The sequence below is a fragment of the Acinetobacter sp. YH12070 genome, from assembly GCF_013419625.1.
Taxonomy (GTDB): domain Bacteria; phylum Pseudomonadota; class Gammaproteobacteria; order Pseudomonadales; family Moraxellaceae; genus Acinetobacter; species Acinetobacter amyesii.
This window is the reverse complement of the sequence record NZ_VOZT01000029.1, coordinates 21,821-44,038: the sequence shown is the minus strand read 5'-3', so window position 1 is coordinate 44,038 and position 22,218 is coordinate 21,821. Positions and strand designations below refer to the sequence as shown.

20 protein-coding genes and 2 pseudogenes are annotated in these 22,218 nt (G+C 39.5%); 12 read left to right on the top strand and 10 right to left on the bottom strand.

What is annotated here, in order from left to right:
* Window positions 1–86 (bottom strand): annotated as a pseudogene (locus FTU17_RS10045) (IS1595 family transposase); the annotation flags it as partial.
* A 38-nt stretch (window positions 87–124) separates the two neighbouring features.
* Here FTU17_RS10045 and FTU17_RS10040 point away from each other — a divergent pair.
* The 5 genes and pseudogenes from FTU17_RS10040 to FTU17_RS10020 all read left to right on the top strand — a co-directional run.
* A pseudogene (locus FTU17_RS10040) lies at window positions 125–1,276 on the top strand (aspartate ammonia-lyase); the annotation flags it as partial.
* A 335-nt stretch (window positions 1,277–1,611) separates the two neighbouring features.
* The gene (locus FTU17_RS10035; protein ID WP_180135329.1) at window positions 1,612–1,968 is read left to right on the top strand and encodes a hypothetical protein; all 357 of its coding nucleotides are present in this window, start codon (window positions 1,612–1,614) and stop codon (window positions 1,966–1,968) included.
* Between the two features lie 179 nt (window positions 1,969–2,147).
* Window positions 2,148–5,615 carry a transcription-repair coupling factor gene (gene mfd / locus FTU17_RS10030; RefSeq protein WP_180135334.1) on the top strand — a complete coding sequence of 1,156 codons (3,468 nt, stop codon included), beginning with the start codon at window positions 2,148–2,150 and terminating at the stop codon, window positions 5,613–5,615.
* A 223-nt stretch (window positions 5,616–5,838) separates the two neighbouring features.
* Complete coding sequence (locus FTU17_RS10025; protein ID WP_067762788.1) at window positions 5,839–6,273, top strand: HIT domain-containing protein; 435 nt, start codon at window positions 5,839–5,841, stop codon at window positions 6,271–6,273.
* A gap of 121 nt (window positions 6,274–6,394) precedes the next feature.
* The gene (locus FTU17_RS10020; RefSeq protein WP_218948013.1) at window positions 6,395–7,801 is read left to right on the top strand and encodes an adenylate/guanylate cyclase domain-containing protein; all 1,407 of its coding nucleotides are present in this window, start codon (window positions 6,395–6,397) and stop codon (window positions 7,799–7,801) included.
* Between the two features lie 174 nt (window positions 7,802–7,975).
* Here FTU17_RS10020 and fdx read toward each other — a convergent pair whose 3' ends face one another.
* The 8 genes from fdx to FTU17_RS09980 form a co-directional block, all read right to left on the bottom strand.
* The gene (gene fdx, locus FTU17_RS10015; protein ID WP_078188671.1) at window positions 7,976–8,314 is read right to left on the bottom strand and encodes an ISC system 2Fe-2S type ferredoxin; all 339 of its coding nucleotides are present in this window, start codon (window positions 8,312–8,314) and stop codon (window positions 7,976–7,978) included.
* Between the two features lie 16 nt (window positions 8,315–8,330).
* On the bottom strand, window positions 8,331–10,190 hold the full coding sequence (gene hscA / locus FTU17_RS10010; protein ID WP_180135327.1) for a Fe-S protein assembly chaperone HscA: 1,860 nt from the start codon (window positions 10,188–10,190) through the stop codon (window positions 8,331–8,333).
* Window positions 10,191–10,229: 39 nt separating this feature from the next.
* Window positions 10,230–10,745, bottom strand: a complete 516-nt coding sequence (gene hscB, locus FTU17_RS10005) for a Fe-S protein assembly co-chaperone HscB (protein ID WP_078188669.1) — start codon at window positions 10,743–10,745, stop codon at window positions 10,230–10,232.
* Between the two features lie 104 nt (window positions 10,746–10,849).
* Window positions 10,850–11,170, bottom strand: a complete 321-nt coding sequence (iscA, locus tag FTU17_RS10000; RefSeq protein WP_078188668.1) for an iron-sulfur cluster assembly protein IscA — start codon at window positions 11,168–11,170, stop codon at window positions 10,850–10,852.
* Between the two features lie 37 nt (window positions 11,171–11,207).
* A complete protein-coding gene (gene iscU, locus FTU17_RS09995; protein WP_078188667.1) occupies window positions 11,208–11,594 on the bottom strand; it encodes a Fe-S cluster assembly scaffold IscU in 387 nt (128 codons plus the stop codon).
* A 104-nt stretch (window positions 11,595–11,698) separates the two neighbouring features.
* Entirely contained in the window at window positions 11,699–12,916 is a 1,218-nt protein-coding gene (locus tag FTU17_RS09990; protein WP_078188666.1) for an IscS subfamily cysteine desulfurase, read from the bottom strand.
* A gap of 1 nt (window position 12,917) precedes the next feature.
* Window positions 12,918–13,391: an Rrf2 family transcriptional regulator gene (locus FTU17_RS09985; RefSeq protein WP_078188665.1), complete on the bottom strand. Its 474-nt coding sequence runs from the start codon at window positions 13,389–13,391 to the stop codon at window positions 12,918–12,920.
* Between the two features lie 112 nt (window positions 13,392–13,503).
* Window positions 13,504–14,151 carry a hypothetical protein gene (locus tag FTU17_RS09980; protein WP_180135325.1) on the bottom strand — a complete coding sequence of 216 codons (648 nt, stop codon included), beginning with the start codon at window positions 14,149–14,151 and terminating at the stop codon, window positions 13,504–13,506.
* 207 nt (window positions 14,152–14,358) lie between these two features.
* Here FTU17_RS09980 and FTU17_RS09975 point away from each other — a divergent pair, with 207 nt between their 5' ends.
* From FTU17_RS09975 to FTU17_RS09955, 5 genes are all read left to right on the top strand, one after another.
* Window positions 14,359–14,829, top strand: coding sequence for a phasin family protein (locus FTU17_RS09975; protein ID WP_180135323.1), 471 nt, complete (start codon window positions 14,359–14,361; stop codon window positions 14,827–14,829).
* A gap of 166 nt (window positions 14,830–14,995) precedes the next feature.
* Window positions 14,996–15,268 carry an HU family DNA-binding protein gene (locus tag FTU17_RS09970; protein ID WP_078188662.1) on the top strand — a complete coding sequence of 91 codons (273 nt, stop codon included), beginning with the start codon at window positions 14,996–14,998 and terminating at the stop codon, window positions 15,266–15,268.
* Between the two features lie 132 nt (window positions 15,269–15,400).
* Window positions 15,401–17,266 (top strand): SurA N-terminal domain-containing protein, encoded by a 1,866-nt coding sequence (locus tag FTU17_RS09965; RefSeq protein ID WP_180022146.1) that lies wholly within the window; start codon window positions 15,401–15,403, stop codon window positions 17,264–17,266.
* 186 nt (window positions 17,267–17,452) lie between these two features.
* Complete coding sequence (locus FTU17_RS09960) at window positions 17,453–18,802, top strand: Ig-like domain-containing protein (protein ID WP_180135322.1); 1,350 nt, start codon at window positions 17,453–17,455, stop codon at window positions 18,800–18,802.
* A gap of 252 nt (window positions 18,803–19,054) precedes the next feature.
* On the top strand, window positions 19,055–19,972 hold the full coding sequence (locus tag FTU17_RS09955; RefSeq protein ID WP_373684066.1) for an alpha/beta fold hydrolase: 918 nt from the start codon (window positions 19,055–19,057) through the stop codon (window positions 19,970–19,972).
* A 76-nt stretch (window positions 19,973–20,048) separates the two neighbouring features.
* Here the strand turns inward: FTU17_RS09955 and FTU17_RS09950 are convergent, their stop codons facing one another.
* Window positions 20,049–20,918: a DUF2797 domain-containing protein gene (locus FTU17_RS09950; RefSeq protein WP_180135333.1), complete on the bottom strand. Its 870-nt coding sequence runs from the start codon at window positions 20,916–20,918 to the stop codon at window positions 20,049–20,051.
* A 34-nt stretch (window positions 20,919–20,952) separates the two neighbouring features.
* On the opposite strand from FTU17_RS09950, the gene FTU17_RS09945 reads away from it, so the two are divergent.
* Window positions 20,953–21,423: a DUF6231 family protein gene (locus FTU17_RS09945; RefSeq protein ID WP_078188659.1), complete on the top strand. Its 471-nt coding sequence runs from the start codon at window positions 20,953–20,955 to the stop codon at window positions 21,421–21,423.
* A gap of 113 nt (window positions 21,424–21,536) precedes the next feature.
* On the top strand, window positions 21,537–22,163 hold the full coding sequence (locus FTU17_RS09940) for a YidB family protein (protein WP_180022149.1): 627 nt from the start codon (window positions 21,537–21,539) through the stop codon (window positions 22,161–22,163).
* The last annotated feature ends 55 nt before the right edge of the window (window positions 22,164–22,218 follow it).

Sequence of the window (22,218 nt, the reverse complement as noted above, 5' to 3'; positions counted from 1 at the left end):
GCTGTTTTAGAAGCAGGAATATCAATGCAAAAGCACTGAATAATTTTTTTAATCTTATAGTGACTTAATTTACTGTTTTCTATCATGATTCTAGACTAACATATCTATTCTGCTAGTCTAGAGCCTTGATATTTATCAAGGTGGAGCAGGCACTTCTATTAACATGAATGCTAATGAAGTCATTGCCAATATTGCCCTTGAGTCGCTCGGAGATGCTAAAGGCAGTTATCAACGGATTCATCCAAACGATCATGTTAATAAGTCACAATCCACCAATGATGTCTATCCAACAGCGCTGCGTCTAGCAACATTTAGCGCTTTTGATGCTTTATTTGTGGTGTTAAATCAACTAATCGGAAGCTTACATCTCAAAGCCGATGAGTTTAAACATGTCATCAAAATGGGGCGTACACAGTTACAAGATGCTGTTCCGATGACTTTGGGGCAAGAGTTCCGTGCATTTGCAACATTATTAAAAGAAGATTTGAAGTTGATTGAGCAAAATCGACAGCTTTTATTGGAAATTAATTTAGGTGCTACGGCAATTGGTACTGGCGTGAATTCTCCTGCGGGTTATGCAGCTAAGGCAGTTGAGAATTTGGCTCATTTGACTGGTTTAAAATTGCAAGGTGCAGAAGACTATGTCGAAGCAACCAGCGATTGTGGCGTATTTATTTTATTATCGAGTTGCTTAAAACGTTTAGCTGTCAAACTTTCTAAAATTTGTAATGACTTACGTCTTTTAAGTTCAGGGCCACGAACAGGTTTAGCGGAAATTCGTTTACCTGAGTTACAAGCAGGTTCGTCGATCATGCCTGCAAAGGTCAATCCTGTGATCCCTGAAGTGGTCAACCAAATTGCATTTCGAGTAATGGGGAATGATTTAACCATTACTTTGGCCGCAGAAGCGGGGCAATTACAATTAAATGTCATGGAGCCGGTGATTGCATTGTCCATGAATGAATCAATTGAGCTTTTGGTGAATGCCGTAAAAACATTAGATAGCAAATGTATCCAAGGAATTCAGGCAAATGAGCAAGCATGTTTTGATGCTGTGATGCGTAGTGTAGGAATCGTGACCTTACTCGATCCATATTTAGGTCATGCAAAATGTGATGAAATCGGTAAGCAATGTATTGCCGAAAATAAAACCATTCGCCAAGTGGTTTTAGAGCAAGAGCTGTTAACTGTAAGTCAATTGGATGAAATTTTCTCGATTGAAAATTTAGTTTCTGAAGTGACACCATTTAGTATGCCACTCGCTCAAGTGAGTTAAATGCTTATTTAAGACTTTTAAATAGCCCCATGATGAGTAATAGCCCCATGATGAGTAAATGACGAAGGTTAATCCTTCGTTTTTTATTTGAAGAAATCAGTGGTAAATCTAGAAAACTAATCTGATGGCAGTGATGTTTTAGATTTCTAAAAGAAAGTATTGGGTTGAAAATAAAACGCTATATTTGCTTAAGATCGTAATTATAGTTCTATATATAGTCATGAAGGTTTGGATGAAAAATTTAGCGCATAGATAAAGTCAGAAATACTTTAACTTGCCCAAAAAAGGATGTAATCGAAGTACAATAGGTTTTTTATCATGTTGTAGATAGTCAGATGTTTAATAAGTTAGTCGATTTATTCAAAGGCGCTAAAGAGTCGCCTGAGCAACTTTACTTAGAACAACACCACATTCATTATGATGAAACACAGGGCTATATCATTGAAGGCGTAGTTTTAAATACATTGTCTGAACGTATGGAATATCTGTCGAATAGAAAAATGACAAATTTCGATGATTTAAAACAGCTCTATGCAACTGCAATGATTATCAATGAAAAAATAGACTTGGAAATTGCAAGTCAACGCTTTGTTGCACGATTAGGCAATACTGAAGAAAATCTGTTGCAGTTTAAACTCTATGTCAAACTATTGAATGATTATTATCGTCAATTCATCCGTGATCGTAAGTAAGTAAATGGACTGCAGTGTTTGAGTTTGATGGGTGCGTTAATGGTACTCATCAATAGAAAATACAATCGCAAATCCATATTGGTTAAAACACTGTATATAGTTGCTTAAATCTCGGAATGTAAAAAGCATCGTGTTAATATGATCACTAAGTGATTAAAACATTAAAAGCTATTTACATCATGTTCCAGCAAGAAATTTCACAACTCAATCTTAAACAGCTCAAAGCTGGCGAAAAGCGGTGGGTCGGAAACTTACAAGGCTCATCTGCTGCATTATTATTTAAAGAAATTAGCAAACAATCGAAACAGTTGTTTCTGATTGTTGCTCGTAATAATCAGCATCTCGGGCAGTTAGAAAGTGAGCTGGAATTTTACGGAATTAAGCCGACTATTTTCCCAGATTGGGAAATTTTACCTTATGACCGGCTGTCGCCACATCAAGACATCGTTTCTGAGCGCTTGGCGATTTTGTCCAATATGCCACAGCAAGGTGTGTTGTTGGTTTCAGCAACAACTTTAGCGCAGCGAGTTGCGCCTGCATCTTGGGTATTAGGTGAACACTTTGATATTAAAGTAGGTCAAAAATTTGATATAGAACAACAAAAATTAAGATTAGTACAAGCGGGCTATCACTTGGTGGATACCGTTTATGATCATGGTGAATTTGCAGTGCGCGGCAGCATAATGGATATTTACGCTTCGGGGCAAAGTTCACCGATTCGTATTGACTTATTTGATGATGAAATCGATACCCTCAAATTCTTTGATCCTGAAACTCAGCGAACCACCCAAAACTTAGATCATTTTACGGTTTTACCTGCAAAAGAATTTCCATTAAAAGAAGCACGTTCACTATTTCGTGATCGATATGCGGAAAATTTTCCGACGGCAAATCCAAAGAAAAATCCAATTTATCAGGATGTACAAGATGGCATAGCTTCACCGGGTATTGAGTTTTATTTTCCGTTGTTCTTCTCTGAACAAGCCATGAGAGAGCAAAGTACGCTATTTTCGTACTTACCAGAGAATGGCATTGTCATTACAGATAAAGCTATTGATGACACATTGATTCAGTTTTGGTCGGATATTGTGCGTCGTTATGAAGACCGCCGTCATAATGTCGACCAACCGATTTTGCCGCCAGAGCAGATTTTCCTACAACCAAATCAAGTGTTAGAACAATTAAATCTCTGCCGTCGTATCGTGGCTTCACCTGAGGCTTTTGATGAACGTAATGGCGTGATCAATCTTACTGCTGAGATTCCACCCCGTTTACCGGTCGATCCAAAACGTGAAAAGCCATTTTCTGCGGTTAAGCAATATATCGATGCGGCAAATTATCCGGTGCTTTTGGTGGCTGAAAGCGCAGGTCGACGTGAAACCTTAAAAGATGCGTTGCGTCCGAGTTTGGGTGATATCCCGACGGTCGAAAGTTTTGATGATTTTATGCATTCTATGCATGCGATTGCGATCACCAATGCGCCCTTAGATCGTGGTTTATTACTAACTGACAAGCTCAGTGTAATTTCTGAAAATCAGCTTTATGAACACCGTGTGGTTCAACGTCGTCGTAAACGCCAACAGGAAGTATCAGAAGAGTTCCTTGTTCGCAGTTTAACCGAGCTAAGTATTGGCGCACCTGTGGTTCATATTGATTATGGTGTGGGGCGATATGCAGGTTTAATTACCTTGAGTATCGATGACCAAGACCATGAATTTTTGCAGTTAGACTATGCCGATGCAGCCAAAGTGTATGTCCCTGTAACAAACCTGCATTTAATTAGCCGATACAGTGGTGGTGACCCAGATCTAGCACCATTACATAAATTGGGCACAGATGCATGGTCTAAAGCCAAACGCAAGGCTTTAGAGCAGATCCATGATGTGGCGGCAGAACTTTTACATATTCAAGCCCGTCGTCACTCGAAGCCGGGTTATGGATTTGAACTGGATCAAAGTCTCTATATGCAGTTTGCCAGTGGCTTCGCCTATGAAGAAACTTTAGACCAAGCCAATGCTATTGAAGCGACACTGTATGACATGCAACAAGCGAAGCCGATGGATCGCTTGGTTTGTGGTGATGTCGGTTTTGGTAAAACAGAAGTGGCCATGCGTGCTGCATTTGTGGCAGTACAAAATAACAAACAAGTGGCAGTACTTGTTCCAACCACGTTGTTGGCGCAGCAACATTATGAGTCATTCAAAGACCGCTTCGCGGATTGGCCTGTACGTATCGAAGTTCTTTCACGTTTTGGATCATCAAAATCACATACTAAAACCATTGAAGACCTCGCAGAAGGTAAAGTGGATATTGTGATTGGCACACATAAAATTTTGCAGGAAAGTGTGCAATTTAAAAATCTCGGTCTCATGATCGTGGATGAAGAGCACCGTTTTGGTGTACGTGATAAAGAGCGAATTAAAGCCTTACGTGCCGATGTCGATATGCTGACGCTAACTGCAACGCCTATTCCACGTACGCTGAATATGGCTTTTAGTGGTATGCGTGATCTATCTATTATTGCAACGCCGCCTGCACGTCGTCTTGCTGTGAAAACCTTTGTGCAAGAACACACTGGGGATTCGATTAAAGAAGCCATCTTGCGTGAACTGTTACGTGGTGGGCAAGTGTATTTCTTGCATAATGAAGTGGAGACCATTGAACGTACGGCAGAAACTCTACGTGAATTGGTTCCTGAAGCCCGAGTTGCGGTAGCACATGGTCAAATGCGTGAGCGTGAACTAGAGCAAATCATGCAACAGTTCTATCACAAAGAATATAACGTACTGGTGTGTTCAACCATTATTGAAACTGGGATTGACGTGCCAAACGCCAATACCATTTTGATTGAGCGTGCAGATAAACTGGGACTAGCACAGTTGCACCAACTACGTGGTCGTGTCGGTCGATCGCACCATCAAGCCTATGCATATTTACTTGTGCCTTCGCTTAAAGGTTTAAAAGGTGATGCTGAAAAACGCCTAGATGCCATTTCTCGTGCATCGACTTTGGGTGCGGGCTTCATGTTGGCTACAGAAGACTTAGAAATTCGTGGCGCAGGTGAGTTGCTGGGTGAACAGCAAAGTGGCTCAATGCAAACCATCGGTTATAGCCTGTATATGGAAATGCTTGAAAAAGCCACCAAAGCCATTCAAAAAGGTAAAACGCCTAACTTTGACTCTCCATTGTCATTAACGGCTGAAATTAGCATGCACATGCCAGCCTTAATTCCAGATGATTATTTAGGTGATGTACATCAACGGTTATTGTTCTATAAACGCATTAGTAATACGGATACTCAAGAGAAACTCGATAACATTCGTATGGAGTTGATCGATCGTTTTGGCTTGCCGCCGCAAGCAGTCAAGCAATTATTCTCTGTCCATCAGTTGCGTTTAAAAGCGGAACAATTGGGTATCACAAAAATTGATATCAGTTCACATGGCGGCAGTATTGAGTTCTCACCAGATACACCAGTTCAAGCCATATCGATCATTCAAATGATGCAAAAGCATCCGACTTTCTTCCGAATGGAAGGTGGACAGCGTCTAAAAGTGATGGTCATGCTCGAAGAATATGACAAACGCATTCAATTTATAAATGACTTATTAGACAGTTTGCTGAAGGAATTGGCGCCAAATCAATAGATTTGGCGTATAAATTGCTTGTTTATAATGAGTAGATTTTCATGAGTGTTTTTTATATAGAAGAAACGCTTGATTTTTTTGAAAAATTTATTAGAGTCATAAGCACGCAACGTTTTATTCAAATGCAGTTTATTTGTAATGAAACGTTCTGTACAGAATATTCACACCCATAAGGATGTGATAGTATTAGCCATCATTCTAATTTTGCATCATTTATAAAGATATGTTTAGTTTACATCCACAACTTGCTCAAGATACGTTTTATGTAGGCGACTTTCCTCTGTCAACATGTCGTTTGATGAATGATATGCAATTCCCGTGGCTTATTTTGATTCCACGTGTTCCGGGAATTACAGAGCTTTATGAATTAAGTCAGGCAGACCAAGAGCAGTTTTTACGTGAATCAAGCTGGTTATCAAGCCAATTGTCACGTGTATTCCGTGCAGACAAAATGAATGTAGCTGCATTGGGTAATATGGTTCCACAATTACATTTTCATCATGTTGTTCGTTATCAAAATGATGTGGCTTGGCCGAAACCAGTTTGGGGTACGCCAGCAGTTCCTTATAACAATGATGTCTTGGCACACATGCGCCAAACACTAATGCTTGCACTACGTGGTCAAGGCGATATGCCTTTTGATTGGCGTATGGACTAATCCCGATTTACGGACAATATCAGGATAGTAGAAGAATGAGTGTCCGTATGGGGGCGATCGAGTGCCGTTAGACAATTTAATCAGCAAAGAGCCTAAATAGTTTGAATATTTTCATCGTTTGATGGGATATATCATGCTGTCTTTGGTGATTGTTGTCTATCATTACACTCAGCCAGATACGCAATATCAAATCTACATTCCTGCATTTTTATTTTTTCTGATTTTAGTTGTTCCCAAGTTTTCCCATTGGCTAATTTATCGATATAGCAATCAAGTTAAGCGTAATGTACTTTTTCTGATCGATATCATCGTTATTGCTGTGCTGATGTCTGCAGTACATTTAAGCCTCGTTTTAACCTTTCTTGCGGTCTTTGCACTGCTGTATACAACCATTTATAACAAAATTAATTTCTTAATGATGTCCTTGGCAGGAATTGTAGGCGTCACTGTATTTTATTTGTGTAATATTTATGTCTTTGGTTTTCAAGAGTATTTTGAGTCAACCAGCAGTGAATTAACCGTTCTTGGCTTTTTATGCCTCATTACCTATTTCAGTGTGGGGACTTTTTATCAACATACCCAAGTTCAGTCTTTAAGCAATAAAAAGAACCATTATTATGATCAGATGAATCGTTATATGGAATTCGCCAATCAGCTGAGTCGTTATGCGCCAATGCAGCTTTGGCAATCGATTATGAAAGGTGAGTCTGAGGCTAAAATCGAATATAAACGTAAAAAACTCACGATTTTCTTTTCAGATATCCAAGGGTTCACAGAACTTTCTGAAACATTAATCCCAGACGATTTAGCATTTCTACTCAATGACTATTTGAGCCATATGACAGAGATTGCCAAACAGTATGAAGCGACTGTCGATAAATTTATGGGGGATGCAATTCTAATCTTCTTTGGTGATCCACATAGCCAAGGCGTAGAGCAAGATGCAAAAACCTGTTTAGAGATGGCAATGGTCATGCGTCAGCAAATGAAGTTGCTGCGTGAACGCTGGATTAAAATGGGTTATCCGCCGCTACACATTCGTATGGGTATTTCTACAGGGTATTGCCACGTTGGGAACTATGGTGCAGCTCACCGTATGGCATATACCATCGTGGGTCGTGATGCGAATTTGGCTGCACGATTGCAAAGTGCTGCTGAAGTCGACGAAATTTTGATTTCAGACGATACGCATCATTTAGTGAAAAATGACTATTTATGTGCTCCAAAAGCACCAATCTTCTTAAAAGGTATCAAAGGCCCAGTACGTACTTGGCAAGTGATGGAAAAATACACCTCGCAGAAAACAGATTATCAACGTTGGTTTGACTACGAATATAAAGGTTTTAATCTATTATTGAACTTAGATGAAGTACAAAACTTTGAATATCCTGAACTAATACATGTTTTAGAACGTATGATTCAACGCTTACAAACTCAGCAAAAAATGACCAACTCTGCTGGTATTGTTAAACTGAATTTAGAAGACGAAGTGATCGAAGAAGTCAAAAAAACTGAATCTCACTCTTAATTTCACATATACATTATAAAAATTAGATCTAATCGTATTGCCTTAAATTGTAAAAATAACTCAATTCATTCTTTTATCAAAACGTCTTCTTTTTTTTGAATTGTTGAATAGTTTTATGCATAAAAAGCCAGTTACGATGAACTGGCTTTTTGATTATAGAAAATTATCTATAAATTAATGATTTTCTGAAGCATGGTTGATGGTGTATTTGGGAATTTCAATTTCCAAATCTTCATCTTCAATTTTTACTTGGCATGACAGACGAGAGTCTGGTTCTAACCCCCAAGCACGATCGAGAAGATCTGCTTCGACATCATCCATTTCATCTAGACCATCAAAACCTTTACGTACAACCACATGGCAAGTGGTGCACGCTTTAGACATATCACATGCATGCTCAATTTTGATGCCGTTTTTTAACATGCTTTCGCAAAGGTTAGCATTTGCTTCGACTTCAAACTCAGCGCCGTTTGGGCAGATTGTTGCGTGAGGCAGTACTTTAATACGTGGCATAATCTTGACCTATAAATTAATTTGAGTTTGACCAATCATCGAGTTTTGTGCCTTTCAATGCGGCATCAATGTGCTGATTCATACGAGCTGCAGCAAATGCATCGCTATGTATTTTAAGCTGTTCTACAGCATGTTCAATAGCTTTGATATCTGTCGTTTCAAGTGCAGCATCTAAAACTGTGCGTGCAGCAGTGAGGGAACTATGTTGCTCTTGGCTGAGAAGTTGAGCATCTACTTTAAGTGCTTGATCAAGTGCTTCAAGTTCACGTTTTGCTTCCACTTTGGTTTCTTGAAGATGACGTAAGTTTTTGTCTTCTTCAGCAAACTTATAACCATCAATCAGTAAGCGTTCAGTGTCGGCATCAGATAAACCATAAGAAGGTTTGATGTCAATTTGAGCATGCACACCAGAAGTGGTTTCTTTGGCTGACACCGTCAATAAACCATCTGCGTCAACTTGGAAAGTCACTTCAATGCGCGCTTGACCTGCAGTCATCGGTGGAATACCACGAAGTACAAAACGACCTAGACTACGGCAATGTTCAACCAAATCACGCTCACCTTGTACAACATGAATCAACATCGCTGTTTGACCATCTTGATAGGTTGTGAATTCTTGGCGACGCGCCACAGGAATGGCTGTGTTACGCGAAATAAGGCGCTCAACCAAACCGCCCATGGTTTCTAAACCTAAAGAAAGCGGCGTGACGTCTAAAAGCAGTGAACCATCTTTAGAGTTACCAATAAGTTGGTTCGCTGTAATCGACGCGCCAATGGCAACAACTTCATCAGGGTTGATGGTGCAAAGAGGTTCTTGATTGAAGACATCTTGAACGGCTTTTTGTACAGCATACGAGCGGGTAGAACCACCGACCAATACCACATTTTGAATATCGCTGAGCTCAAGCTTGGCATCACGCATGACACGTTTACAAACGCTGATGGTTTTATCCAAAGCAACTTTGATGATGGATTCAAAAGTAGGGCGGTCTAAAGTCAATGATTGATCAAGAACTTTAAGCTCTACAGATTCAGCCTCGGTTAGAGCTTCTTTTGCTTTACGAGCAGAAACGATGAAATGGGCATATTCAGCATCATCTAAAGTTTCAATATTCAGTTGTTTTTTTGCCCATTTTACAATCAGACGGTCTAGGTCATCACCACCAAGCGCCGTGTGGCCACCCGTTGCTAGAACTTCAAAAACGCCTTGAGAGAAACGTAAAATTGAAACGTCAAAAGTACCACCACCCAGATCATAGATCACATAGTTTTGATCATGTGCAAGATTGGTGTCTTGGTCTAAGCCATAAGCCACTGCAGCAGCAGTCGGTTCATTTAATAGACGTAGTACATTTAAACCTGCAAGCTGAGCCGCATCACGCGTTGCTTGACGCTGTGCTTCATCAAAATAGGCAGGTACAGTAATCACAGCACCATTAACAGGATTATTTAAGCTGCTTTCTGCAAGGTCTTTAAGCTGTTTTAAAATTTCAGCAGAAATTTCAACTGGTGTTTTACGACCTTGTGCAGTTTCAAAAGCAGGCATTTCATTCGCTTCACCGACTAAGTTGTACGGGTGTTGGAATTTGATATCTGCTTTAGAGCGACCCATAAAGCGTTTTACAGAAACGATGGTGTTTTTAGGATCAGTCGTTAAGAATGCCTTTGCGTCGTCACCATATTGCGTAGTGGATTCGCCATAGTGTGCAATAGAAGGGAGTAACACACGACCATGTTCATCGTTAAGCACTTTCGCTTTACCAGAAAGTACCGTGGCTACTAAAGAGTGTGTAGTTCCAAGATCGATACCAATTGCAATGCGGTGTTCATGCGGTGCACTTGATTGACCAGGTTCTGCAATTTGCAAGAGAGCCATGTGTGTTACATCCTTTGAACGTCAAATATAAAAAATAAATTAAAAATCATCGTCTAAATCAAAGCTATCGTCGTCTAAGAAGCGATCTTCAGCTTTATCGATGTCAGCCATTACTTTTTGGAAGAAGCGTAATTTACGTACGGTATCACGTGCTTCAGCCCAGTCTTCGTCGTCATAATCAATCTTGAATTCACGAACCAAACCGTCAATCCATTGCTGAACTTCAGTTTTAAGTGAAGTGAGGTCATCAGCAGAGCCTGCCTCATCTAACTGTTCACGAATTTCTAAGGCATCTTGTAGGAACTCAAAATCACTAATTGATTGATCAAGGTGATAATCTTGTTTTTTGAGACTTAATAGATATGCAGCGCGGCTATCAACATTGGATAAAGCTTTAAATGCTTGATTAATCTCACTGGATTTAATCAGGGCTAGATCTTTGTCTTCGGCTTTATCTGGATGATATTGTTGCTGCAACTTTAAAAATTCAGATTTTAAAACTGCTAAATCAATATCGAGTGCTACAGGTAAGTTAAACAACTCAAAATGATTCATGGGAGATGGTGTCCGCAATAGAGGTGCAAAAAGTGTTGCTTTAAATGCAATTAAAACAGTGAATTTTACACTGTTTTAATGCGAAAAAGGAGTGTGGAAAAGGCTTAAACCGTAAACGATTCGCCGCAGCCACATTCGCCTTTTTTATTTGGGTTATTAAATTCAAAACCTTCGTTTAATCCATTTTTCACATAGTCCATCTCCATACCTTCGAGATAAACTAAGCTTTTTGGGTCAACGAATACTTTTACGCCAAACTGATCGAATACTTGGTCATGCGTGTCAATATCATCGACAAACTCAAGTACATAAGCTAGACCAGAACAGCCAGAAGTTTTCACGCCAACGCGAATGCCTTCACCCTTACCGCGATTCTTGATGTAATTGCTGATATGAGTTGCAGCATTTTCAGTTAAATGAATCATGAAAACTCCGTTAATCTTTTTTAAAACACGTAAACAATTAAGCTTTTACTTTCTTGCTACGGTAGTCTTCTACAGCAGCTTTGATTGCATCTTCAGCAAGTACAGAGCAGTGTACTTTTACTGGTGGAAGTGCAAGTTCAGTTGCAATATCAATGTTCTTAATTGCTTGAGCTTCATCAAGAGTTTTGCCTTTTAGCCACTCTGTTACTAATGAGCTAGATGCAATTGCTGAACCACAACCGTAAGTTTTGAAGCGAGCTTCTTCAATTACGCCGTTGTCATCAACTTGGATCTGTAGACGCATAACATCGCCACAAGCTGGTGCACCGACCATACCTGTACCAACGTTTTCTGCATTTTTGTCTAAAACACCAACATTACGAGGGTTTTCGTAATGATCAATTACTTTTTCGCTATAAGCCATGACGCTTCTCCAAACCTCGGGGTCAGCCTTAAGATTAATATGGGGGTGAAATTACGTTAATCAATGAGATAGTCTTAAAATAAAAGCTATCTCACCGGGATGAATTAGTGTTCAGCCCATTCTACAGAATTAAGGTCGATACCTTCTTTGTACATATCCCAAAGCGGTGAAAGATCACGTAGTTTTTCAACTGCTGCTTTGGTAATTTCAAGTACATGGTCAATATCGGCTTCAGTGGTGTATTTACCAAAGCTGAAACGAATCGAGCTGTGAGCCAGTTCGTCTGAAAGACCCAATGCACGAAGTACATAAGATGGTTCTAAAGTTGCTGATGTACATGCAGAACCAGAAGATACTGCGCAATCTTTAAGTGCCATCATTAACGATTCACCTTCAACAAAGTTAAAGCTGACGTTTAGATAGTTTGCAACGTTGTATTCTGGGTGACCGTTCAGGAATACTTGTTCAAGACCTTGCAAGCCATTCCAAAGTTTGTCACGAAGTACACGAATACGAGTTTGTTCGGCATGTAGGTTTTTGCCTGCAAGTTCGAACGCTTCGCCCATACCCACGATTTGGTGAGTCGCTAGCGTACCTGAACGCATACCACGTTCATGACCGCCACCGTGCATTTGCGCTTTAATACGTACACGTGGTTGACGACGTACATAAAGAGCACCAATACCTTTAGGACCATAGATTTTGTGGCCAGAGAAGCTCATCAAATCAACTTTCATTGTTGAAAGATCAATTTCTACTTTACCTGCAGCTTGCGCAGCATCTACGTGGAAATAAGTTTTGTTTGCACGAGTCAATTCACCGATTGCAGCTACATCTGTAGTTGTACCGATTTCATTGTTCACCATCATCAAAGATACAAGAATCGTATCTGGACGAAGGGCAGCTTGAACCATTTCAGGTGTAATTAAACCTGTTTTTGCTTCTGGCTCAAGATAAGTAATTTCGAAGCCTTCTTCTTCAAGCTCGCGGCAAGTATCAAGAATTGCTTTATGTTCAATTTTACTTGTAATAATGTGCTTGCCTTTAGATGCATAGAACTGAGCAATACCTTTAAGCGCAAGGTTGTCAGATTCAGTTGCACCAGAAGTCCAAACGATTTCGCGTGGATCAGCTTTTACTAGATTAGCAACTTGTTCACGTGCATATTCTACTTTTTCTTCTGCCTGCCAGCCGTAAGCATGAGAACGAGAAGCTGCATTACCAAAAGTACCGTCAAACGTTAGACATTCCATCATACGTTCTGCGACTTGAGGGTCTACAGGTGTAGTTGCTGCATAGTCAAGATAAATAGGACGCTTCATGTCAAATACCTGTAACCGATAAAAGGGCTGAATCAAAGTTTGCTGAATTTTGACGAATAGATACGGTTTGAACGTTATCGCGTGCTACAAGGTCAGCAAGGGTGATTTTTGCAAGATAATCGGCAATGTGGTGGGAGAGTTCCTGCCATAAATCGTGAGTCAAGCACATTGCACCATTTTGGCAGTTGCCTTTGTGGTCACAACGGGTTGCATCAACTGTTTCATTTACAGCTTCAATAATTTCCAAAACAGTGATGTCTTCAGCACTACGAGCAAGGTGATAACCACCGTTTGCTCCACGGATGCTGGAAACTAAGCCGTGACGCTTTAATTTTGCAAATAACTGCTCAAGATAGGCCACTGAAATGGTTTGACGAGCTGCAATTTCTGCAAGAGTGATCGTTTGTTCAGTTGGCTGCAAAGCTAGATCAAGTAGAGCAGTCACTGCGTAGCGACCGCGAGTTGTTAAGCGCATGATTCGATACACATGTTAAGTCTAGATGTGCAGATTTTATGAATCCTGACTAAAATAGTCAAGTTTTTTTGAGATTGTTTATTTGTTTTATTTTGTCTGAAAAATTATATATTTATTTGAACCACACATTATACACTAATAACGTTATTAAAAGAACAGATATTAGACTAAAAGCGATATTAATCCGTTTTTGACGACGTTCGATACGCTTAATACGGTTTTTGTATTGTTTAACTTCAACTTGCAGCGTGTTGATTTTTGAGCGTTGCTGTTCGATTTTTTCTAAAAGTGGGGCAATACGTTTTTTAGACGCAACGATATCGTTTTCTTCGACAGGTTCAGACAGCCAGTGTTTCCAGTCAGATAAAATTTTCGGCACACTAAATGATGAAACCAGATCGCGAAATTCATCTTTCAGAACCACATCACCATCGATCCGCATGGTTTTGATGCTTTTACGATTACCAAATACAAAAATTTTCACCAAATCCATTAATGTCGTGCGGACATCAAGGTCGATGGCTTTATCTGGAGATTTCGTGTCGAACAGAATACCGTGCTCAGTAAACTGAACATAAAAGTCAAAATAAGGGATGTAGCTATTTATTTTCAGTGCGACTTTTTGATCAACAAATTTTTTAGCTTGTAATGCTACAACACGGTCATGTTTTAAAATGAAAGTAAAAATCGTTTCTAAAACAATCAGGGTCATAGTAAGCAACAAATGTGGTTGAGCTTGTGTTTGTTGCGTATCACTCATAAAAAAAATGTCCTTGTTAAAATCTGAAAGCACTGGAAACTGAGCATCCTGCTCTAGAGGAACTTAGAATATACCAAAAAGTTGGTAATTCACCAGCTTTGTAGAACAGTTTAATCAATCTATCAAGTCATATGTTTGCTATTATGTTGTTAAAATGAAGAATCACATGTTGCTGTGCACATAAAATAATCAGGAGAAGTGCGGATTATGGAAAATACAGAAAGCATAATTGACGATGTGCAAGAAACATCAGAAAAGCCGGCTAAAACTCGCGTACGTAGTCATTCTGACCGTCGCTCTAAAATGGATTTTCGCAAATATACCAAACAGATTTGGTTGGCTGGATTAGGTGCTTTTTCACGTGCTGAGGGTGAAGGAAATAAGCTTTTTGACTCTTTAGTCAAAGTTGGAGAGGAGCTTGAGTCCAAAACGATTGATATTGCAGATCAAACTGTCGAAAAAGTTTCAGAAAAAGCCAAAGAATCTGTAACTGATACGAAAGATAAAGTAGAAAAAATTTTAGATAATGGTGTTAATCATTCCTTAAACCGTTTAGGATTGGTGACTGTAAAGGATTTACAGCACGTAGAAAGGCTTATACTTCAATTACATACTAAAGTTGACCTATTGGCCGAAGAAAATGCCCAACTGAGGGCCGAAATACTAAAAAAACACTAACTTTTTTACTATTATCGAATTTTCAAGGTTTTTTTCGTCAAAAAATTCTATAAAAAGAGGTTGAGGAGTATTGCGTTTAACCCTAAAGCATTGCTATAAAGGCGTTATGGCGTTTTATACAAATTCTTGAACCTTAAATAAACGATATTAAGAGGACGTAATTTTCATGAATAAATCAGAATTAATTGATGCAATTGCCGAAAATGGGGGATTATCTAAGGCCGATGCCGGTAAAGCTTTAGATGCTACAATTGCTGCAGTTACCAATGCTTTAAAAGCTGGTGATACAGTTACTTTAGTTGGTTTCGGTACTTTCAGCGTTAAAGAGCGCGCTGCACGTACTGGTCGTAACCCACAAACTGGTGCGACTTTAGAAATCAAAGCAAGCAAAGTTCCTAGCTTCAAAGCTGGTAAAGGCTTGAAAGATTCTGTAGCTTAATCTTATTAAGCACATGAGACGCGCCATTATTTGGCGCGTTTTTTATTGGTAAATGTGATTAATTGATATATCGCATTCATTCATCTCGGGTTTTCGGTTAAAATTCACCGCAAATAAAATATTGGAATACTTATGGAATCGTTTCGTAAAGTCATTAAGGGTTGGCTGGGCAAGGTCTTGCTCGTTTTGTTTTTGACCCCTTTAGCACTTGTAGGTATTGAAGGATATTTTAGTGGTGGATCTAAAGATGCAGCAAAGACTGTAAACGGTACTGAAATTTCTCAAAAAGAACTCGAAGCACTGACGAACTCATTAAAAGAACAATATCTGGCATATGCTCAGGGTGATGAAACATTATTGAATCAAAATTTCATTAGCAATAAAGCGATGGATACTTTGGTTTCACGCCAATTGCTATTGCAACAAGCTGATAAATTAGGCATTAGCTTGAGTGATGCACAAATTGTGCAAATGATTCATCAACAGCCAAGCTTTCAAGTCAATGGTCAATTTTCTGATGAAGCGTTTGCGCGATACCTCGAATCGATTGGTATGACGAACCGCACATTCATTGATAATTTACGTAAAGACCATGCTTTAAAAATGTTGTCTACAACATTTATGGAATATGCATTGGTGAGTAAGCTTGATATCTTGCAAATTGCGAACTTACAAACGGAACAACGTAGTATTCAGTTGGCGAGCATTAATCTTGAAAATTACAAGAAAAATGTAAAAGTATCTGATGCTGAAATTGCGGCTTATTATGAGCAGCATAAAAACAAATTTAAGCAAGCAACCAGTGTTGATGCAGATTTTGTCGTATTAACACCTGCCAATATTACTGCACCAGTAGAAGCTGCAACTGATGCTGAATTGAAAGAAGCGTATAACAGCTTTGTTGAGAATGCACAGAAGTCAGTTAAACCACTCGTTAAGCACATCATGATCACTGCGGACAATCGTTCAGATGCCGAAGCTAAAAAACTGGCTGAAAGTGTTCAAGCTAAAATTAAAGCGGGTTTAAGCTTTGACCAAGCTGCAGCGCAATTCTCTGAAGATCCGGAATCTAAAGCAAAAGGTGGTGAACTGGTTGCTTATGAAAAAGGTGTGTTTGGTGATGCGTTTGATGCTGCAGTTGAAGGTGCTCTAGCTGGTCAAGTGACTGCTCCAGTGAAAACAGACAGTGGTTATCACTTGATCGAAAAAGTGGCGCCAGCTGTAAAAGTGGCTTCATTTGAACAGGAAAAGGCACGTCTACAAGCAGAAGTCGCTGCTTCGAAAAAAGCCAATGTTTTTTCTGACACTGTAAACAGCCTCAATGACATGGTCGTGAGCAGTGATGCCCTTGATGTCGTGGGTCAAGAAGTGAAAGGCGTAAAAGTACAATCATTGAATGGCTTAACATTAGCATCGCAACATCCAGTTTTAAGTGATGCAAACGTCAAAGTTAAATTGTTTAACGATGATGTTAAAAATGGTGAACGTAATGTTTCATCGAGCATTCAGTTGAAAAACGGTGATGTGGTTTGGGTGAAAGTGCGTAACTATCATGCTGCGGGTGTTCAAACTTTAGCTGAAGCGAAAGCGCATGTGAAAACTCAGCTGATTGAAAAGAAAGCGTCTGATGCTGCAAAAGCCCAAATTCAAGCGACATTAAAAGAGTTTGCTGCAAAACCTGCTGCTTCAGTTGCGAAAGGCAGTTTAAACTTTGAAAATGCGGGTACCTTCACTCGTGCGGATGGCTTGTTGAAACGCGAAATTCAACGTGCTGCATTTAGTGTAAAAGCGCCGAAAGCAGGTCATTGGTCTGTTACTACGACTAATCTACCAAATGAATTGGTTGTGGTTGCTGTGACTGCAGTGAACAAACAATCTGATGCGGCATTAACGGGTGAGCAGTTAGATGAGTTAACAAAACTTTATCAACAGCTTCGTGGTCAACAAGAATTTGATGACTACACACGTTATCTAAAAGATCATGCCAAAATTAAATAATTTAGGCAGCTTTAAAAAAAACCAGCTTTTGAGCTGGTTTTTTTATGTTTAAGTTTAATGCATCACACTTTAAGAAAAACTTTTAAAAACAAAGATTAAATAAAATTGACTATTTGAATAATTCTCTTAAATTGAGTTTGGGAAGGCAGTTTCCTAAAAAATATAATGATGTGATTTGAGGGTGTTATGCAAAAGATGAATCATTTAAACGGTATTTTAAAAAATATTTTGGGGCAAGTTGAAATAAAGCAGTTGCTGATTCAGGGGAAATCACAGCATCAGCATATTCCCTCAACACCAGAAGTGACAGGACTAAATGACCTTTTAACTGGCACGGCAGAGCCAAAAACATGGGTGATCATTTCGGTCGGTGAAACTGTTACACGTGTCAAAGTGGATAAACAAGGACATTGGCAGATTGAAAATCCACTTAAAGAGGGCGGAGTTGCTACAATTTATGCAGTAAATCATCATGGCTTACACTCAGAGGCAATAATGATTGCTCCAATTGCAGAGCCAATTGTACTGCCGAAGATGCCAGAAATTCTGGAAAAAGGTGAATATTTGGTTGGTAAAGCTGATGCAGGAAATACGGTGGTTGTGACCTATGGTGAGCAAGAGTTTATAACAGTTGCTGATGAAAATGGCGATTGGTCGATGCTCAATCCTTTAACGACCACAGGTGCAATAAGTGTTGTGGCAATTGATCAGGACGGTAATCGTTCTGAGGCGTTGCATACAGCGCAAATCATTTTACCGCAAGCTGTTACGATTTTAGAGTCTGGCGCGGTGATATCGGGTACTGCCGCACCAAATACAACTGTTGTGATTGAGTCGGATCAAGCTGTGTATCGTATTCAGGTCGATGAAAATGGCGCTTGGTCAATAGAAAACCCAGTGGCAAATGGTGGCACGTTGATGATTGTTGTGGAAGATCAATTTGGTCAGCAATCTCCTGCGATTGGCTTGGCATTTCCATTTATTCAGACCCCGCCTGAAAATCCAAGCTATGTACTACCAGCACCAGAAGTGACGCTAAATAGTGAAAAACTCGAAGGCAATGCATTTCAACAGGCTAAAATCATTGTGACAGCCAATGGTCAAGATTACGTGACCTATGCCAATGAAAGTGGTTTCTGGTCGATGGATAACCCGATTCAAAATGGCGGCTTTGCAACAATCGTAGCTGAAGATAGCCGAGGTGTTCAATCGCCTGAAATCTCAATAGCTAAACTGATACTTGCACAACCTGAATCATCTGCTGAGCTTACAGAGATTTTATTGGTCAGTGATGAACTGAGTGATGAACAAAGTGAAAACCAAATTGATAGTCCAAATGAGCCTATTCAGGCTGTGATCAATCTAGATACGCTTTTACAGGATGCGAATGAAGTCCCAATTGTATTGCATACAGATGAACAGGATTTGATCGCATTGAGCAGAGACGTTTCAAATCCGCCCTCTATGCTGCCTGCGTTTGAATATTCAAGCTTACTCATTGAAGCTCCACTGACACCGTCTGATTGGCTTGCTTAGAAATATGAACCAGCTTTCGAGCTGGTTTTTTTGGCTTAAATTGACAGATATAATTTTTATTTAAAAGATTTAGCAAATGAAATATCGACTCTAGCATCGTAGATTGGTGTTCTCAAAAAAATAATATGAAGAAGAAATAACTCATCACGACAAAGGATTAAGTGGATGATATCTCTGTATATGCCTCAATGTAAACGTTTAAAGAACCCGTTATTGCGATGGATGGATCATTATTTTAAACACATGATACAGATGCTACTAACGATTTGCGTTGCCAGTAGTATTCAAGCTGCAGAACTAAACTTTCAAAAAGTTTTAGAGCAGGAAAGAGCTTGGGCGGGCTTGAGTAGTAAAAAAGTCAAAAATAATGAAATCGAATGGACATACAGTGAAGGAGGAGATCCACGAAAACCGACGCTACTGTTGCTGCATGGTTTGTCAGGCACGCGTGATAATTGGAACCGAGTTGCCCGTTATTTAACGCCCAATTATCATGTCATTATTCCAGATCTGCCAGCACATGGAGAAACTATTGTCGCAGATCAATTTGATCTATCAATTCCTAATTTAACTGAAAAATTACGACGATTTATAGATGCTGCAAAGTTAGATCCAAATTTACATATCGCAGGGCATTCGATGGGTGGTGCAATTGCCATGCTCTATAGCGCTCAGTATCCCTTAGAAGTGAAATCTTTATTGTTGGTGGATTCAGCAGGTGTCTTTAAGTCGAGCAATACAGCGTATCTAAAAGATACGGCAAAGCTTGCAGAGCTAGTGGTCAGAAAAACTGGTGATTTTGATCGCGTGATGAAGATCGTGATGCAATCTCCGCCTTTTATTCCACAAGAATTAAAAATTGGGCAAGAAAAGTTGATGATCGTTCAGTCTAAACAAACCAATAAAATGGTGGAGCAACTGCAAAAAATGGCCACCTTGTATACGCCAGAGTCCTTTGCTTTGGCTGCACGAGGCATTGATGCACCTGTGTTTATTATCTGGGGGAAGCAAGATCAGATTATCAATGTTGAAGTAGCAGAAGAACTGAGACGCTTATTTAAAAAAGCCGAAAAGCCTCTGATTTTAGACCATGTTGGTCATATGCCTATCTTAGAAGCGGAGCAGTTAATGGCGTTGCCATATTTAAAATTTCTTTCAACTGTTCAATGAATCAGATCAGCAAATTGGGTGAAAAAAAGCGAGAAATATCTCGCTTTTTAAACTTAATTAGATACTTTGAGTCGATTTAAGTACGTACTTTAATTTCATAGCCCGTGTATTTACGAATATTGATCACACCGGTATCCAAAATCAGATACTGACCTTTAATCCCTTGTAATTTTCCTCGAATAATCGGTGTTTTGTCCAAATTATGTGATTTGATTTTTTCAGGATATTCTTCTACCGGGTAGATAAATTGGCGTGGCAACTCATCTTCTAGCAGTTCAACGGTTTCATTAAACTCTAAATTTTGGCTAAATTCTTCGCGAATGGTCTGAATTTTAGGTGCAAATTCTTCAACCAATTGGTCGCGAATTTCGATCAGGTTGATGAGTTCTGCTTCACCTTTGAGCAATTTACGCCAATCAGTTTTATCGGCCACTTGCGTACCAAACATAACTTCAAGCTGACCAGATAAACGACGTGAACCAACTTTCATAATAGGCAAAGCTTGCGTCGCACCTTGGTCCAGCCAACGTGTAGGCATTTGACCCAAGCGAGTAATCCCGACTTTTAAGGCACTTGAATTGGCTAAATAGACAATATGCGGTTGAAAGCAAACTTCATGGGCAAAATCATCTTCACGGCAAGTCCCGAGATGGTAATGACAGGTTTCAGGCTTCATAATGCACATATCACAAGAAGCCTTAGTTTTCATGCATTTGAAGCAATGACCTTGTGAATACGATTTAGGTGTTTTTGCGCCGCAAGAAATGCAGTAGATATTTCCCGTGGCTTCGATTTCTATTTCTTGGCCAAGGCTAAATGGTAGATCAACTTCTGAGCGATCTAGAATAAATTTATACTCAACATTTGCCTTGTGTGTATGTTGATCAGTTACACTAAGGTCTTTAAGACCTGCATGCATTTTATGGCAAATGCCTTGTAGTTCCATACGAATACTCACTTCATTATTAAGGATGCGGTCAATGGCTGAACAAAATGTCATCACTTCTATGCTAGACGATTTGTCAAAAGAGCAGCCAATTTCAACCGCAATCTGTATTGGTCAGGATCTTGAGCAATACAATCAATTTCATCCAATTCAATGGCAACATTTTAACGTAACTGAGTTTTTAAATCTGCCTTTTACCCAGCGTTTTGACCTTGGATTTGTGATTCTTGATACTGAAACCATGTTGAGTTTGGATCAGCAGCAGAAAACGCAGATGTTGGTAAAATTACGAGACCTATTCGCTAAACGCATCGTAGTGGTGAGTAAATTACACGATGAACAATTATTACGTGCTTTAGGCTTTACTCAGCTCATTGATAAAACCACGCATGAAAGTGATTTTGCTTTATGGCAGTTTAATATTTTGACTTATAAACACATTCCAGATTGGTTTAACTCTAAATTTTGGGCAAATCCTGAAAACTGGGATAAATTCCGTTGGTAACAAATACTTAGCCTGTGAAAAATTGCAAAAAATTAACAAACATTTATGAAAAATTTGTCTTTTCCCACGTATGCTGTAATTAAGTTTATCTAGGTTTCACTGGGAAAAATAAAATGACAAATTTAAATAATATTGTTGAGATTTTAGCAAAGCAGGCCCTTGGTGGTGCAAACAATCAAAATCAACAAGGTGGCTTGGGCGGTATTTTAGGTTCGGTGCTGGGTCAATTGGGTGCAAATGCAGGCACTCAAAATACCCAAGACAATGCTCAAAACCAAGCGGGTGGTTTGGGTGGAATTCTTGGCTCTGTGTTGGGCCAACTAGGTGGTGCAGCGCAGCCGCAGCAACGTAGTAGTGGTGGCAATGCTTCAACCATTTTAGTAGCAGTGTTACCTCTGGTGCTGGCTTGGATTCAAAAACAAGGTGGCCTACAAGGTGCTTTGGATAAATTACGTGGACAGGGCTTGAGCAGTCAGGTTGATGATTGGGTATCTACAGGCCCTGGCGATAATGCTGCTGTGAATAATCAACAAGTACAAAATTTATTTGATGATGCCGAAGTGGAGCAAGTTGCACAAGAAACACAAACTCAGAAACAAGATGTGTATAGTGCAATTTCAACGGTATTGCCACAAATTATTGACTCATTGACGCCACAAGCTGGACAAACCAATCAGCAAGAAGCGAATGCTGATATTCAACAAGTGATGAATTTGGTCTCAGGTTTTCTTAAGCGTTAATCACAATATTATTTGATGGTATTAGATTGAATAAAAGCCAGAGAATTCTGGCTTT

What these genes read in the sequence shown, in the direction of transcription:
- FTU17_RS10035 (WP_180135329.1), top strand. Translation starts at nt 1,612, where the DNA reads ATGTTTAATAAGTTAGTCGATTTATTCAAAGGCGCTAAAGAGTCGCCT.
- mfd (WP_180135334.1), top strand. Translation starts at nt 2,148, where the DNA reads ATGTTCCAGCAAGAAATTTCACAACTCAATCTTAAACAGCTCAAAGCT.
- FTU17_RS10025 (WP_067762788.1), top strand. Translation starts at nt 5,839, where the DNA reads ATGTTTAGTTTACATCCACAACTTGCTCAAGATACGTTTTATGTAGGC.
- FTU17_RS10020 (WP_218948013.1), top strand. Translation starts at nt 6,395, where the DNA reads ATGGGATATATCATGCTGTCTTTGGTGATTGTTGTCTATCATTACACT.
- fdx (WP_078188671.1), bottom strand. Translation starts at nt 8,314, where the DNA reads ATGCCACGTATTAAAGTACTGCCTCACGCAACAATCTGCCCAAACGGC.
- hscA (WP_180135327.1), bottom strand. Translation starts at nt 10,190, where the DNA reads ATGGCTCTCTTGCAAATTGCAGAACCTGGTCAATCAAGTGCACCGCAT.
- hscB (WP_078188669.1), bottom strand. Translation starts at nt 10,745, where the DNA reads ATGAATCATTTTGAGTTGTTTAACTTACCTGTAGCACTCGATATTGAT.
- iscA (WP_078188668.1), bottom strand. Translation starts at nt 11,170, where the DNA reads ATGATTCATTTAACTGAAAATGCTGCAACTCATATCAGCAATTACATC.
- iscU (WP_078188667.1), bottom strand. Translation starts at nt 11,594, where the DNA reads ATGGCTTATAGCGAAAAAGTAATTGATCATTACGAAAACCCTCGTAAT.
- FTU17_RS09990 (WP_078188666.1), bottom strand. Translation starts at nt 12,916, where the DNA reads ATGAAGCGTCCTATTTATCTTGACTATGCAGCAACTACACCTGTAGAC.
- FTU17_RS09985 (WP_078188665.1), bottom strand. Translation starts at nt 13,391, where the DNA reads ATGCGCTTAACAACTCGCGGTCGCTACGCAGTGACTGCTCTACTTGAT.
- FTU17_RS09980 (WP_180135325.1), bottom strand. Translation starts at nt 14,151, where the DNA reads ATGAGTGATACGCAACAAACACAAGCTCAACCACATTTGTTGCTTACT.
- FTU17_RS09975 (WP_180135323.1), top strand. Translation starts at nt 14,359, where the DNA reads ATGGAAAATACAGAAAGCATAATTGACGATGTGCAAGAAACATCAGAA.
- FTU17_RS09970 (WP_078188662.1), top strand. Translation starts at nt 14,996, where the DNA reads ATGAATAAATCAGAATTAATTGATGCAATTGCCGAAAATGGGGGATTA.
- FTU17_RS09965 (WP_180022146.1), top strand. Translation starts at nt 15,401, where the DNA reads ATGGAATCGTTTCGTAAAGTCATTAAGGGTTGGCTGGGCAAGGTCTTG.
- FTU17_RS09960 (WP_180135322.1), top strand. Translation starts at nt 17,453, where the DNA reads ATGCAAAAGATGAATCATTTAAACGGTATTTTAAAAAATATTTTGGGG.
- FTU17_RS09955 (WP_373684066.1), top strand. Translation starts at nt 19,055, where the DNA reads ATGCTACTAACGATTTGCGTTGCCAGTAGTATTCAAGCTGCAGAACTA.
- FTU17_RS09950 (WP_180135333.1), bottom strand. Translation starts at nt 20,918, where the DNA reads ATGGAACTACAAGGCATTTGCCATAAAATGCATGCAGGTCTTAAAGAC.
- FTU17_RS09945 (WP_078188659.1), top strand. Translation starts at nt 20,953, where the DNA reads ATGGCTGAACAAAATGTCATCACTTCTATGCTAGACGATTTGTCAAAA.
- FTU17_RS09940 (WP_180022149.1), top strand. Translation starts at nt 21,537, where the DNA reads ATGACAAATTTAAATAATATTGTTGAGATTTTAGCAAAGCAGGCCCTT.